This is a genomic window from Nitrospirota bacterium, assembly GCA_016212185.1.
In the GTDB taxonomy this organism is placed as follows: domain Bacteria; phylum Nitrospirota; class Thermodesulfovibrionia; order UBA6902; family DSMQ01; genus JACRGX01.
Map to the genome: position 1 here is coordinate 1 of JACRGX010000026.1, position 12,838 is coordinate 12,838.

Annotated in this window: 20 protein-coding genes; 13 read left to right on the plus strand and 7 right to left on the minus strand. The window is 43.4% G+C overall.

Annotated elements, in window-relative coordinates; translation table 11 throughout:
* From HZA10_02970 to HZA10_03030, 13 genes are all read left to right on the plus strand, one after another.
* Nucleotides 1-153, plus strand: a 153-nt coding sequence (locus HZA10_02970; protein ID MBI5195266.1) for a tyrosine-type recombinase/integrase, incomplete at its 5' end; no start/stop codon positions are given.
* Between the two features lie 61 nt (nucleotides 154-214).
* Nucleotides 215-505: a hypothetical protein gene (locus tag HZA10_02975; GenBank protein MBI5195267.1), complete on the plus strand. Its 291-nt coding sequence runs from the start codon at nucleotides 215-217 to the stop codon at nucleotides 503-505.
* Nucleotides 496-885 (plus strand): hypothetical protein, encoded by a 390-nt coding sequence (locus tag HZA10_02980; protein ID MBI5195268.1) that lies wholly within the window; start codon nucleotides 496-498, stop codon nucleotides 883-885. Before HZA10_02975 ends, HZA10_02980 begins: the two co-directional genes overlap by 10 nt.
* Before the next feature lie 41 nt (nucleotides 886-926).
* Entirely contained in the window at nucleotides 927-2,606 is a 1,680-nt protein-coding gene (locus HZA10_02985; GenBank protein ID MBI5195269.1) for an NAD(P)H-hydrate dehydratase, read from the plus strand.
* Between the two features lie 174 nt (nucleotides 2,607-2,780).
* A complete protein-coding gene (locus tag HZA10_02990; protein MBI5195270.1) occupies nucleotides 2,781-3,116 on the plus strand; it encodes a hypothetical protein in 336 nt (111 codons plus the stop codon).
* A gap of 41 nt (nucleotides 3,117-3,157) precedes the next feature.
* Nucleotides 3,158-3,877 carry a VCBS repeat-containing protein gene (locus tag HZA10_02995; protein ID MBI5195271.1) on the plus strand — a complete coding sequence of 240 codons (720 nt, stop codon included), beginning with the start codon at nucleotides 3,158-3,160 and terminating at the stop codon, nucleotides 3,875-3,877.
* A gap of 241 nt (nucleotides 3,878-4,118) precedes the next feature.
* Nucleotides 4,119-4,637: a DUF177 domain-containing protein gene (locus tag HZA10_03000; GenBank protein MBI5195272.1), complete on the plus strand. Its 519-nt coding sequence runs from the start codon at nucleotides 4,119-4,121 to the stop codon at nucleotides 4,635-4,637.
* A gap of 14 nt (nucleotides 4,638-4,651) precedes the next feature.
* The gene (gene rpmF, locus HZA10_03005) at nucleotides 4,652-4,843 is read left to right on the plus strand and encodes a 50S ribosomal protein L32 (protein ID MBI5195273.1); all 192 of its coding nucleotides are present in this window, start codon (nucleotides 4,652-4,654) and stop codon (nucleotides 4,841-4,843) included.
* Entirely contained in the window at nucleotides 4,840-5,865 is a 1,026-nt protein-coding gene (gene plsX / locus HZA10_03010) for a phosphate acyltransferase PlsX (GenBank protein MBI5195274.1), read from the plus strand. The genes rpmF and plsX overlap by 4 nt, the downstream gene beginning before the upstream one ends.
* Nucleotides 5,852-6,832, plus strand: a complete 981-nt coding sequence (locus tag HZA10_03015; GenBank protein MBI5195275.1) for a ketoacyl-ACP synthase III — start codon at nucleotides 5,852-5,854, stop codon at nucleotides 6,830-6,832. The genes plsX and HZA10_03015 overlap by 14 nt, the downstream gene beginning before the upstream one ends.
* Nucleotides 6,833-6,975: 143 nt before the next feature.
* Nucleotides 6,976-8,133, plus strand: a complete 1,158-nt coding sequence (locus tag HZA10_03020; GenBank protein MBI5195276.1) for an acyl-CoA dehydrogenase family protein — start codon at nucleotides 6,976-6,978, stop codon at nucleotides 8,131-8,133.
* Between the two features lie 196 nt (nucleotides 8,134-8,329).
* Nucleotides 8,330-8,575: a CopG family transcriptional regulator gene (locus tag HZA10_03025; GenBank protein MBI5195277.1), complete on the plus strand. Its 246-nt coding sequence runs from the start codon at nucleotides 8,330-8,332 to the stop codon at nucleotides 8,573-8,575.
* On the plus strand, nucleotides 8,575-8,973 hold the full coding sequence (locus tag HZA10_03030; protein MBI5195278.1) for a putative toxin-antitoxin system toxin component, PIN family: 399 nt from the start codon (nucleotides 8,575-8,577) through the stop codon (nucleotides 8,971-8,973). Before HZA10_03025 ends, HZA10_03030 begins: the two co-directional genes overlap by 1 nt.
* On the opposite strand, the gene HZA10_03035 is transcribed toward HZA10_03030, so the two are convergent.
* From HZA10_03035 to HZA10_03065, 7 genes are all read right to left on the minus strand, one after another.
* Nucleotides 8,970-9,392, minus strand: coding sequence for a putative toxin-antitoxin system toxin component, PIN family (locus tag HZA10_03035; protein ID MBI5195279.1), 423 nt, complete (start codon nucleotides 9,390-9,392; stop codon nucleotides 8,970-8,972). The genes HZA10_03030 and HZA10_03035 overlap by 4 nt on opposite strands.
* A complete protein-coding gene (locus HZA10_03040; protein MBI5195280.1) occupies nucleotides 9,385-9,636 on the minus strand; it encodes a type II toxin-antitoxin system Phd/YefM family antitoxin in 252 nt (83 codons plus the stop codon). Before HZA10_03040 ends, HZA10_03035 begins: the two co-directional genes overlap by 8 nt.
* 104 nt (nucleotides 9,637-9,740) lie before the next feature.
* On the minus strand, nucleotides 9,741-10,076 hold the full coding sequence (locus HZA10_03045; GenBank protein MBI5195281.1) for a type II toxin-antitoxin system RelE/ParE family toxin: 336 nt from the start codon (nucleotides 10,074-10,076) through the stop codon (nucleotides 9,741-9,743).
* Entirely contained in the window at nucleotides 10,064-10,249 is a 186-nt protein-coding gene (locus tag HZA10_03050; GenBank protein MBI5195282.1) for a hypothetical protein, read from the minus strand. The genes HZA10_03045 and HZA10_03050 overlap by 13 nt, the downstream gene beginning before the upstream one ends.
* Nucleotides 10,250-10,343: 94 nt before the next feature.
* A complete protein-coding gene (locus HZA10_03055; GenBank protein ID MBI5195283.1) occupies nucleotides 10,344-10,934 on the minus strand; it encodes a hypothetical protein in 591 nt (196 codons plus the stop codon).
* A gap of 149 nt (nucleotides 10,935-11,083) precedes the next feature.
* Entirely contained in the window at nucleotides 11,084-11,341 is a 258-nt protein-coding gene (locus HZA10_03060; protein MBI5195284.1) for a hypothetical protein, read from the minus strand.
* Between the two features lie 157 nt (nucleotides 11,342-11,498).
* Complete coding sequence (locus tag HZA10_03065) at nucleotides 11,499-12,725, minus strand: IS256 family transposase (protein ID MBI5195285.1); 1,227 nt, start codon at nucleotides 12,723-12,725, stop codon at nucleotides 11,499-11,501.
* Nucleotides 12,726-12,838: the final 113 nt, after the last annotated feature.

The window sequence follows — 12,838 nt, forward strand, 5'->3', positions numbered from 1 at the left end:
ACACATCTATTAATGAGCGGGGTTAATATAAGAGAAGTTCAGGAATTATTAGGTCATAAAAATGTTGAAACAACCATGATTTATACTCATGTAATGAGGGATATGTCAAACGCTCCCAAAAGCCCGCTGGACAGTCTTTATAAAAAGGGCTGAAAATTGAAATCAAGCGAATTATGGTAAAATATTTAATATTCTTAAAGAGGAGGTGTCAGCTATGCAGACTATATCTTTAAAAAGTAATTCGCCTGATATGGTTATTCCGCTTTTAAAAAACGCCTTAGACAGAGAAAAGCGTATTTTGATGGAGACCCTTAAAATAACCAGAGATAAGATTAACAAATTGGCTGATAATCTTGGTGTTGATATTAACAAGCTCATGAGGGGTGAGATTGAGCATACCGAAGCCAACGACATGAAACTTATAGAACTTGAAGGCGAAATTGAGATTTCAAAACATATTGAAGCTGAACTTAAGGAACTCGAATCAGTTGAGATATGCAAGTAAAGGACTATCTCAATGAGATTCTCAATATACTTGCAGTAAATCCTTACGTTGAATCTCAAAACATTTCTTTTGAAGAACGTCCTCCCAACGCCGCATTTTTGACAGGCACGCTGAGCTTTATTAACGATTCAAAAATGTATTTTAAAGAATTTGTTGTCTTGAAACCAGATGGAGTAACCACCTTGAAATACGGTTATAGTTATTTGACGAAAGATGATACTCTGATTTTTAGATATGATAACGCCTTAGATCCGCGAGCTAAAAAGCTTTCTACTTATCCTGAGCATAAACACCAACAGAAAAAATTAGTGCCTGCTACTAAACCTGCGTTTGCTGAGATATTAAGCGAAATTTCAAAAATGATAGAAATTGAGAAATAAGTTAAGAAACATATGCGACATTGGGAGGTAATAGGTTAGTTATGCTTAAAGTCGCCACTGCCGGGGAGATGCGGGATATTGACCGTAGTACGATTAAAAAATACGGCATTGCAGGGACTGTGCTTATGGAGAGGGCAGGACGTGCAGTAGCTGAAAAAATAAATAAACTGTTCACTGTTCACTGTTCACCGTTCACTGTCTTTATTTTTTGCGGAGGCGGCAACAACGGCGGGGACGGGTTTGTCATTGCAAGGCTTCTTCATGAGCAGGGTAAAGATGTTAAGGTCTTTCTTTCGGCAAAACCCGAAGATTTAAAAGGCGACGCAAAAATTAATTATGACTCCGCCGTAAAATCCGCCGTCAGGATTTTTTCTTTAAAAAAGTTTTTGTCTGTTCACTGTTCACTGTTAACTGTTAACTGTCTCATTGTTGATGCCCTCCTCGGCACAGGACTCAGCAAGCCCGTAGCAGGAGACCTTGCAAAATGTATTACCTTGATAAACAGTCATAGGTTGTCAATTGCCCAGAAGTCCGGAGTTTGCCTGCCAGCAGGCAAGCTCCAGACTTCTAACTTTGCAGTGGTTTCCGTTGACATCCCCTCAGGCATCTCATCAGACACAGGACAGATTATGGGTTGTGCGGTTAAGGCAGACTATACAGTCACTTTCGGACTTCCCAAAAGAGGACACCTGCTGTATCCCGGGGCTGAACATACCGGGGAATTATTTATTGAGAAGATCGGCTTCCCTGATGAACTGCTTGCATCAGAAAAAATCAAGGTTAATTTAATAGAAAAGCCTGATGTAATCAAGCTGCTTCCTCAAAGACCAAAATATTCCCACAAAGGAACGTACGGGCACGTGCTTTTAATAGCAGGTTCAAGGGGAAAAACCGGCGCAGCATTTATGTCTGCAAAGGCGTGCCTCAGGGCAGGCGCCGGACTTGTGACAATAGGGGTGCCGGAGTCTCTTTTAAATATATTTCAGGCGAGGGTTACTGAGGAGATGGTTTTACCCCTGCCTGACAAAGGGAACGGCACGCTTTCATTCAGGGCAGTTGACGCGATACTTGAATTTATCAGCAAAAAAGTAAAGGTCTTTGCCATAGGTCCGGGAATTTCTGTCAGCGATGATATCTCAAAATTAGTCGGTGCGCTTATTATAAATTCAAAAGTCCCAATGGTTATTGACGCTGACGGAATCAATGCGATTGCAGGCAGAAGCAGTATTTTAAAAAAGGCAAAGGCGCCGGTAATTCTCACGCCTCATGTCGGGGAAATGGCAAGGCTTTTGGAGGGGTCAAGGGGTCAAGGGGTCAAGGGGTCAAGGGGGGTAACCGCAGGCTTTAGCCTGCGTGAAAAAGTAGAAGAAAACAGAATTGATACTGCAATTTCCTTTGCAAAGAAGACTAAGGCGTATCTCATACTTAAAGGTGTCCCGACTGTGATTGCCACTCCCGGGGGCGATGCATTTATAAACCCCACGGGCAATCCCGGAATGGCGACTGCCGGTACAGGAGATGTACTGACAGGCATGATTTCTGCCTTGCTTGCTCAGGGCTTAAGCCCTCAAAATGCTGCAATTTCAGGTAGTTATATGCACGGAATTACCGGAGATGTTATTGCCGGCAGAAAAGGGGAACATTCCTTAATCGCATCTGATATGATTAATGCAATACCCGCCGTTTTTAAATCGCTTGTTGAATTTCACGCTAAAGTGTAAAGTATTTTTACGGCATAACTTTTTGAATTATTTAATTTTTTCATGGGTGTTATAAGTATTATTTAATTGACATTGTAAGAAAAAAATAATAAACTTCTATTATATTCATACATACATTGTTATTCATAAGAAAATCAATAATTAAAAAAATATAAAATTCAAAGGAGGTATTTTATGATTTCAGGGAGAAATACAAATTCACGTTTGGTGATTCTGTGCATGACGCTGGCGCTGATATTAATCAGCACGAGCGCATTTGCTGTTTACCAGACTAATCTTTCATCGTGGGGATATATAATGGACGGCTCAAATTACCTTGATGCAAGCAACTACTCGGTTCCAACAATGTATGACTGGAACAGTGACGGTTTGCAGGATTTATTAGTCGGTCAGAACAATGGCGGAAACGGCTATGTCAGTTACTATCAGAATTACGGCACTGCCACTTCTCCGGTGTTTAATGGATTTTCATATATATCCAGGCATGCACTGCGACTTGTAATCCGTTGAGTGTCACCGGCGATGGTTGACAGGGCTCATACCCTACAGTCGTGGACTGGAATAATGACGGAAAACATGATTTACTGGCAGGGAATGGATTAGGGCAAGTAACTATTTTTCTTAATACAAACAACAATTCAGCCCCTGTTTTAGACGGCGGTGTCAAGGTATATGCCGGCGCAGGGTGGCTTGATGTTGGAAACAGGGCGGCGTCAGATGTGACAGATTGGAATGGGGACGGAAAGAAAGACCTTGTTATAGGTAATCTTGACGGAAATATCAAAATCTATTTAAATGAGGGTACAGATGCATCTCCGGTTTATAATTCAGGAACCAATTTAACATTAAGCGGCGGAGCGGTTTTTGATGTCGGCTCAAGGTCAGCGCCGAGGGTAGTTGACTGGAATCACGATGGGAAACAGGACCTTATGGTCGGAGAATATTACGGGTATATTTACTATCTGCAGAATGTCGGGACAAACAGCGCGCCTGTATTTAATTCTGCTGAACAATTATTGTTGGCAGACGGCACGGCGCTCCGTTACATTGACTCTGAACTTCCTGCTACTCCACGCTCCCGTTTTGATGTTGTTGACTGGGACGGCAACGGCTACAGCGACTTAATCGTAGGCGGCAAAGACGGAAGACTTATGATTTACGGAGCGGCCCCTGAGCCTTTGTCTGCAGTGTTATTTATTATTGGCGGCGGAGTGATGGGTCTCAGAGGGCTGAGGAAGGGGCTTAGAAAAGATAAACATAACACATTATAAAATTAAAGTATTTTGAGGTGGTGATAAAAGTCCGCTGTCCCTGAGTGCCGGGACAGCGGACTTTTTTATATGTCTGCGGCATATTTTGTCAGCCGTAGGCATGAATAATTTCCCGTCTCAATTGACAATCAGCTTAGCCACTCCTTATAATTATAAGATTATATTCTTGTATGATGTCCTACGCTCAGAGCTTGTGTAATGAAGTGTATTAGCTGCTAAATCAAGAACATGGTGTTTTGATATGCGAATTACCGTATCCAGCATTCCGGAAACAGGACTGGAGCAGGAGATTAAGATAGCAGCCCCTTCTGATGACATAATCAAGGGGGAGGTGCATGGTTTTTTTAAGATATTTAAAATCGACGACAGAGTATTGGTAAAAGGCTGGGCTAACGCAGCAGCATCCCTGTTATGCAGCCGCTGTTTGGAACAATGCTCCTGTCCGCTTAACGTCAAATTTGATGTTGAGTATCTTCCGCTAAAGGAAGTTATTGAAGTTGGCGAGCATGAATTAACAAAAGAGGAATTAGACGTTAGTTTTTATGAAAATGATCAGATAGACGTTGAGGAATTAGTCAGGGAGCAGATACTCCTTGCTGTTCCGATGAAGCCTTTATGCAGGGCTGATTGCAGGGGGTTATGCCCGAAGTGCGGCAGGAATTTAAACGAGGGAGCATGTTCCTGCATTGTTGACGATATAGACCCGAGGTTAGCTAAACTCAGAAAATTTCAGTCCCGGCGTTCCGGGATTGAAAAATAGAAAGGAGTATAAATATGCCAAATCCTACACACAGGCATTCAAGGTCCAGGCGGGATAAGAGGAGGGCCAACTGGAAGATTGAAGCCCCTAATATTGCCCTCTGCCCTGACTGCCACGAACCGAAACTGCCTCACCGTATTTGTCCGCACTGCGGAACATACAGGGGCAAGAGAATTATTGAAATAGTTGAAAAAGAAACTGTATGAAAATTGCTCTGGATGCAATGGGCGGCGATCATGCCCCTGCAGTTACAGTAGAAGGCGCTGTTGAAATTGTTAATGAGGCGGATGACATATCTGTCATACTCGTCGGCAATGAAACGGAGATTGAGAATGAACTCAAAGGGAAAAAATATCCGCCTTCCACAATTATCGTAAAGCACGCTTCACAGATTGTCGGGATGGATGAGTCTCCGGCGGCGGCGTTCAGGCAGAAAAAGGATTCTTCCATCAGAGTTGCCGTTGAACTTGTGAAATCCGGCGATGCAGATGCAGTGGTAAGCGCCGGCAATTCGGGAGTAGTTATGGCAACATCGCTTTATGTTCTCGGAAGAATTCCCGGAGTTGAAAGACCTGCTATTGCCGCTATTATGCCTACATTAAAAGGTCTGTTTGTCCTGATTGACGCAGGGGCGAATGTAGACTGCAAGCCGTCTCATTTACTGCACTTTGCAATCATGGGGGAGGCTTACGCGAGGAGTATCTTTAATATTGATTCCCCGAAGATTGCCCTGCTGGGCATAGGAGAGGAAGACGCAAAGGGGAATGAGCTTACCAAAGAGGCATTTAAACTTTTAAGAGATTCAGACATCAATTTTTCAGGCAATATAGAGGGCAAGGATATATTTGCAGGCGAGGCTGACGTTGTTGTCTGCGACGGATTTGTCGGCAATATCGCGCTTAAGATAAGCGAAGGACTTTCCGAGGCGATAACAAAGATGCTCAAGAGGGAAATTTCCGAGAAGATGACCGGCAGGTTCGGATATCTGTTAATAAAGGATGCATTAAAGAACTTCAAGAAAAAAACAGATTATGCAGAATACGGCGGGGCTCCGCTTTTAGGCATAAACAAGCCGTGCATAATCAGCCATGGCCGTTCAACCACAAAGGCAATCAAAAATGCGTTGAAACTTGCCGATGAATTTTATAAAAAAGGTCTTATTGATATTATGACCAGGGAATTCGATGAAATAATTTCACGGGGAGAACAAGAACTTGTTAAAAAGTAGAATAGCCGGCACGGGCTCTTATGTGCCGGAAAAAGTCCTCAGCAATTTTGACCTTGAGAAGATGGTAGATACCACTGATGAATGGATTACCGAGAGGACGGGAATAAAAGAGAGAAGAATTGCAAAAAATACGCAGGCGGCATCTGATCTGGGACTTGAAGCGGCAAAGAGGGCAATAAAGAGCGCGGGCATAAAGCCTAAGGACATTGATTTAATAATTACTGCCACGGTGTCGGGAGATATGCCGTTTCCTCCTACTGCATCAATAATACAGGGGAAACTCGGCGCAAAAAATGCAGGGGCCTTTGACCTTAATGCGACATGCAGCGGATTTGTGTACGGGCTTTCGGTTGCGGATAACTTTATCAGGGCAGGGACTTTTAAAAAGATACTCGTTATTGGAACGGAGGTCTTATCAAGGATTACTGACTGGGAAGACAGGGCAACCTGTATTTTATTCGGCGACGGCGCCGGAGCCGTAATTCTGGAGGCTGCAAAAGAGGACCGGGGGATTATGTCCTTAAGCCTGCATTCAGACGGGAATCTCTGGGATTTAATCTGTCTCCCGGGCGGCGGGTCCAGGCATCCGGTATCCAAAGAAAGCATGAAGGAAAAATTGCATTACATAAAAATGAAGGGCAATGAGACCTTTAAGGTTGCGGTAAGGACTCTTGAGAGCCTTGTTGTGGATACTTTAAAGGCTGCTAAGATAAAACCCTCCCAGCTGGCCCTGCTTATTCCGCATCAGGCCAATATGAGGATAATACAAGCAACGGCAAGCAGGCTTAACCTGCCGATGGACAAGGTTGCCGTCAACATACATAAATACGGGAATACCTCAAGCGCGTCAATTCCGATAGCGCTTGATGAGGCGGTCAGGACAGGCAGGATACGCAAAGGCGATTATGTTTTGCTTGAGGCCTTCGGCGGCGGGCTTACGTGGGGCGCCGTGCTGATTAAATGGTAAATGATATGCAAAAAGTTCAAATTCCAAAGTTCAAATATCAAATAAATACCAAATGATTTAATGCCAAATTATTTTATAATTTTTATGTTTTGGACTTGATTTGACATTTGGATTTTGACATTTGAGTATTTTCAGGAGGTTTTATGGATTATTTTTTGACTGAAGAACAGGCGATGATACGCGACCTTGCAAGGCAGATTGCGGACGAGAAAATCACCCCTGTAAGGGCTGAGCTTGATGAGAAGGAAGAATTTCCGTGGGAGATAATAAAGGTTATTGCCCAGTCAGACCTTCTGCGCATTTTCATACCGGAAGAATATGAAGGTTTGGGCAAGGGCGGGTTTGAGCTGGTCCTTGCGGTTGAGGAACTAAGCAGGGCATGTCTTGGCATTTCTACGACATATGCGGCAAATGCGCTCGGGACTTATCCCATACTGCTTTACGGCTCGGATGCGCAAAAGAAAAAATATCTTCCTGACATTGCATCAGGCAAAAGGCTTGTTGCCTTCGGGCTTACAGAAGCAAATGCGGGAAGCGACGCCGCAGGCATTCAGACCACGGCAAAGCTTGAGGGGAATGAATATGTCCTTAACGGCACAAAGCAGTGGATAACCAACGGCGGAGAGGCGGAGATATACACAATAATTGCAATGACGGACAAGAGCAAGGGACCGCGCGGGGCCTCGGCATTTATTGTTGAAAAAGGCACGCCCGGCTTTACCTTCGGCAAAAAAGAAAACAAGATGGGCATCAGGGCGTCATCAACAAGGGAATTAATATTTCAGGACTGCCGCATCCCCAAGGAAAACATCATCAGCAAGGAAGGGATGGGTTTTATAGTTGCGATGAAGACCCTTGATAATTCAAGGACCGGCGTGGGAGCTCAGGGCGTCGGAGTGGCTCAGGGCGCGTTTGATGCCGCTGCTTCGTTTGCGAGGGAGAGGCATCAGTTCGGGCATCCTGTAATCAGCTTTCAGGCAGTACAGCATATTCTTGCGGATATGGCGACTCAGATTGAGGCGGCGAGGGCGCTTGTGTATTCCGTTGCCAAATTTATAGACAGCAAGGCAAAGGATGTATCAAAGGAGTCTGCAATGGCAAAGGTGTTTGCCACGGATGTAGCTATGAAGGTCACGGTTGACGCGGTGCAGGTCATGGGCGGCTCAGGATACATGAAGGAATATCCCGTTGAAAAGATGATGCGCGACGCCAAGATTCTCCAGATATACGAAGGCACAAACCAGATACAGCGGAATGTCATAGGACAGGCGCTGATAAAAGAAACGGCAAAGAAGAAATAATTTTAGTAACTTTTCAATATCCCATAGTCTCTGCTGTGGGGTTTCCTAATTTTTGTCATTCTGGCTTGTCCAGAATCTTTCTGAAGGATTACCGATTAATATCCAATCGTTTTTAAACCGGACATTAGTGATTTGCCTTGACAAACTTTCCTAAAACTTGTTATTGTAATACAAAGTAATACCATTGGGAGGCGCAATGCCGTCAAGACAAAGAGTTGTAATGACATTATCGGTCCCGCCGGATACGGCAAAGGAATACAGAAACATTGCAAAGGCAAAAGGCGAGACCATAAGCCAGTTTTTCAGGGAAGTCTTTTCATTTTATAAAGAAGAACAGCTCAAAGAAGAATTTTTTCAGCTGCAGAGATACGGGGTGAAAAAAGCAAGGGCGTTAAAGATTACTGAAAAAGAAGTTGAGAAATTAGTCTTTGAAGGCAGATAGTGCTAAGGGTTGTATTTGACACCAACGTTTATATCTCTGCCTTTAATTTCCCTCACAGCAAGGCTGAAGAAGCGTACTTACTCGCAGTAGAAAGAAAAGTTGAGCTTTATACCTCAGTGCCCATACTCACGGAAACCGCTAAAAAACTCAGAGAAAAGTTTTTATGGGATGATGAAAAGATTACCGCAGTCCTGAAACATATCAGTAAAGCCGCAGCAGTCTTAAAACCGGTTAAAAATATTACCCTGCTTTCAGACGGTCCTGACAACAGAATACTTGAATGCGCAAAAGAGGCAAATGCCAGCCTTATAGTCACAGGGGACAGGCACCTCCTGGCCCTGAAGAATTATGAGGGAATCGGCATTACAAGAATTGCAGGGTTTTTGTATTCGTTTTAACTTGAGGATAGAAACACTTTTGGAGAGACAATTTTAAGCCGGTTTAAGCCGGAGGTTTTTAGTTTGTTCGGAGAAATTTCAAGGAGGTCTTTGTCGCCTGTCAAAAGAAAGTCTGCCTTCACTTTAAGACAGAGATTTAAATAGGCATTGTCTTTTTTATCCCTTGAAAGTTCAATGCTTTTTGCAGGGATAACTTCTTTTGAGTCAGAAAGAAGGCTTAAGATTATAGAGCGAAGGCGTCTGATTTTAATACTGTCCAGCTTTTTCTCAAGCGCTTCCATGAGACCAAGCAGTTCCATGCGGATGTCAGGCGAGATATAGACGTCACAGGTTTTTAATGCCTTTAAAAATGCCTTTTTCGGAATGCCTCCGAATAATGCCGAGACAATAACATTCGCGTCAACTATAACTTTAGGCATAGACCTTTTCTCTGACCTTGCCGAGCATTTTCAGAACGTCTGATTCTGTTATCCCGCTGTCTTTAAGCAGTGCCTCAGCCTCTTCAAGCAATGCCTCGGCAACAGCCATCTTGTCCTTGAATGGAATTATCAGCCCGACAGGCTTGCCCCGCCTGGTAATTACAACCTTTTCCCCTCTTTCCACATCATCTCTGAGAAGTTTTGTCGCAGAAGAACTGAACTCGCGGACATTGACAAATTTCATATAAACCACCTCCCTGAATGTTAGTATAATTGTACGAACATTCTTTTGCAAGGAAAGCCTGCGGTTTGTTATGTAAAAATGCAGGATGTGGATTTATTTTTGAATTAAACGGGCGCTGTCCCTATTTTCTTGCCTATTTTCTTGGTTCTCAAGGGCTTCAATTTCAACAATTTGCTTCCGTGAAGAACAGTGATTATTTCCAGATACCCCTCTCTAATCTGATACACTATTCTGTAACCTTTATAAATCAGTTCTCTAACAGAGGGTTCATTAGACTCCGGCACATGCCGCCCCATTTCTGGAAACAATTCCAGATGTTCAACCATCTCAAAAACTCTATCCTTCAACACAGTGGCAAAATAAGGGGAATCTAAAGCGATAAAGTGACAGATTTCTTTCAGGTCAGCAAGCGAATCCTTAGACCATTTTATTTTAGCCATTCTCTCATCATTTCCTTTGCTTCTTCATGGGTATAGAACTGACCTGTTTCTAACTGCTTTTGCCCTTTCAGTATTTTCTGTTTTACATAGAGGGATTCCATTATGTCCTCTAAAGTAGAATTTTCAGGCATGTCTTTTACCAACGATATTACGGACTCTTTAATTGTAGCCATCTATCTCACCTCCTGTTTTTATTATTTTAGCATATTATCTGCCGTTGCCGGCAAAAATGGCTGTCACTATTTTTAAGGCTTGACAGAGCGGCCTTTAATGAGTGACCCCAATTCCTTGTTCAATAACTCCCAATATTTTTCTAAAGTCGCTTTCAAGAGAAGACCTTATTGCCGGATACTGTTTTCGAACAGTGTCCGCGCACTTGCCCCAGACTTTTATCAAATTATCATCATCACTATCTGTCACCTCTAATGGTACGTATGCAGAGTATAATGCATCAACAAGCTCATCAACTTTAGAACATATATTTTCAGTAAAATAAATCCGATGTTTGTCAAAGTAATCTTTAAACTCATATGATTTCTTATCTATCTCTTGAACTCTGTGTGTTTTATCATTTTTATTTTCTTTGTGGAAATCTCTAAGAAAGGCACAAACTGCCCAATGGAACTCATATAGACGACCGTATAACTCCGCAATAATTTGAGCTCTAATTTCGTGTAGTTTGCTAAACCGTATCTGATGTTCAAATGCCATTTTTTCCAAGTTGAGTTTAAACTTCTCCAAGTCCCTATCAATGAAGTTTTTTATCAAAGACCTCGCAAGCCAAGCCACAGCTGTAAATAAGGCTGCAGATCCGCCAATAGAACTTACGATTAATGTTATGATCTCTGACGTTTCCATTTATTTAAGTTATAATGTGGCAGTTAAGTCGCCGCGAAGCGAAGGGAGAACGTGAAATTGAGGGGTGTGAAAAAGTGTTAGCTTTTGAGCAACCCTCTCCAGTGACTAGTTATACGTGTTTATAAATTACGTTTTCCCATGTATAGTTGTTACTTGACCTCAATAACTGTGTCTGCTTCTTTTCTTAATTTGGGCCGGCTTAACTCCACGTCTCCTTCGCCAAGACACATAAACTGAATTTCAACCCTTGGGAAATTCGCTAAAACGTAAGGTGGACTTGATTCATTAGTATTAACTACCTGTAGCTTTTTATTTTGTGACATACAGTATGCATTTGCCTCTCTAAATGCGTCGGCTTTTAGAGATCCCATACCGGTAAAACCTGTTGCTGCCTGACGAGATACCATGTAAGTATCTTGCCCGATTGGAACAACGCCTGAATTTATTGCACAACCAGAAAACGTAAAAATGCCAAATAATAAAATAGCTGCCTTTCTGATACTGTCAAGTCTTTTCTGTAAAATCTCATCAGGGCTTTATTCTCAAGGGTTTTCATAGCTTCAATTATGCCGCAATCCTCTGAATCCTTGATATGCGGATTTTAGCAAGGATTGCCTTTGCTTCTTTGTTCATAATCACTCCATTCCATCTCAGCTCTTTGTTGAGTTGCCAGAAAACCATAGTGAGTGCACGCTCCTCATTCTGAAACCGTCCGATTCCTTTTACCCTTCGCTTCACCTCCTTGAAACTCCTCTCCACTACATTGGTTGTCCGTATTCTGAGCCAATGCTGATAAGGATATTTGTAGTAGGTCAGGCAGCTCTCTATATCTTCGGTGAGACACGCGACCGCTGAAGGATATTTCATGCTCCACTTTTTCTTGAACATCTCCAATGCTTCCTTTGCATGCTCATAGGTTGAGGCATAAAATACCTTCCGCACTGACTCCTTCACCGAGGCCCTATCCTGTTCCAGCACTTTGTCCAGCACGTTTTCAGTCTTGTGTTTTGTGCATCTCTGTTTATCCGATTCAGGGAAGACCTCATCAACTGCCTTGCTGAGCCCCGGACATCCATCTATAACAGTTAGCATCGGCTCGCTCATTCCCCTTCGCACAAGATCCTCCAGAAATCCCTTCCATGCATTGTATGATTCCCGGTTGCCAAGCGATACGCTGACAAGCTCCCGGCTGCCGTCTTCCATAAACGCCCAGGCTACCAGCACTGCCTCTTTCTCTGTCGTGCCGGCTCTCACCCCCAGCCGTATCCCGTCAAGGATGAGATACACAGGTTTCAGTTTTGACAGGTCCCGCTTCTTCCATACATTGAACTCCTCTACAATCCTGCCGCTGATCCGCATAACATTCTGATGGCTTAGCCCCTTTTGCCCTATGAGCTTGCCTACAGCTTTCTTTACCTTCCTCGTCGACAGTCCGTTCATATACAAAAGTGGTATGACCTCCTGTATTTCATCCATCTGTGTGACCCGGGGCGGCAGTATCAGGGAATGAAATGGTCCACCAGCGTTTCTCGCCTGCGGCATCCATAGCCCAATGTCTCCGCTGCCAATCTTTACCGATCTCGGTTTTGACCCGTTCCGACTTCCCTTTGCCGAGACAGTCCTCTCGTAATAGTCCCTGCCGATGTGTGCCGTTATTTCTTCCTCTACTGCCACCTGCAACATCATCCGGGCGCCTATCCTCGTTATTTCCGCTAATGGCGGCGCTTGCCTCAATTCCTCCAGCCCTGCATCAATGACTTTTCTTGCCTTTTTTGTTAAACTTCTCTTCATGGGTATAGTTCTCCTTTCTCCCTTTTAGGGAGTTGTTTATTCCATTGAGAATTATACCCTGTTTTATATTTACAGAATTCATTTTACACTATCGGCCTTTCTCATAAAACCTC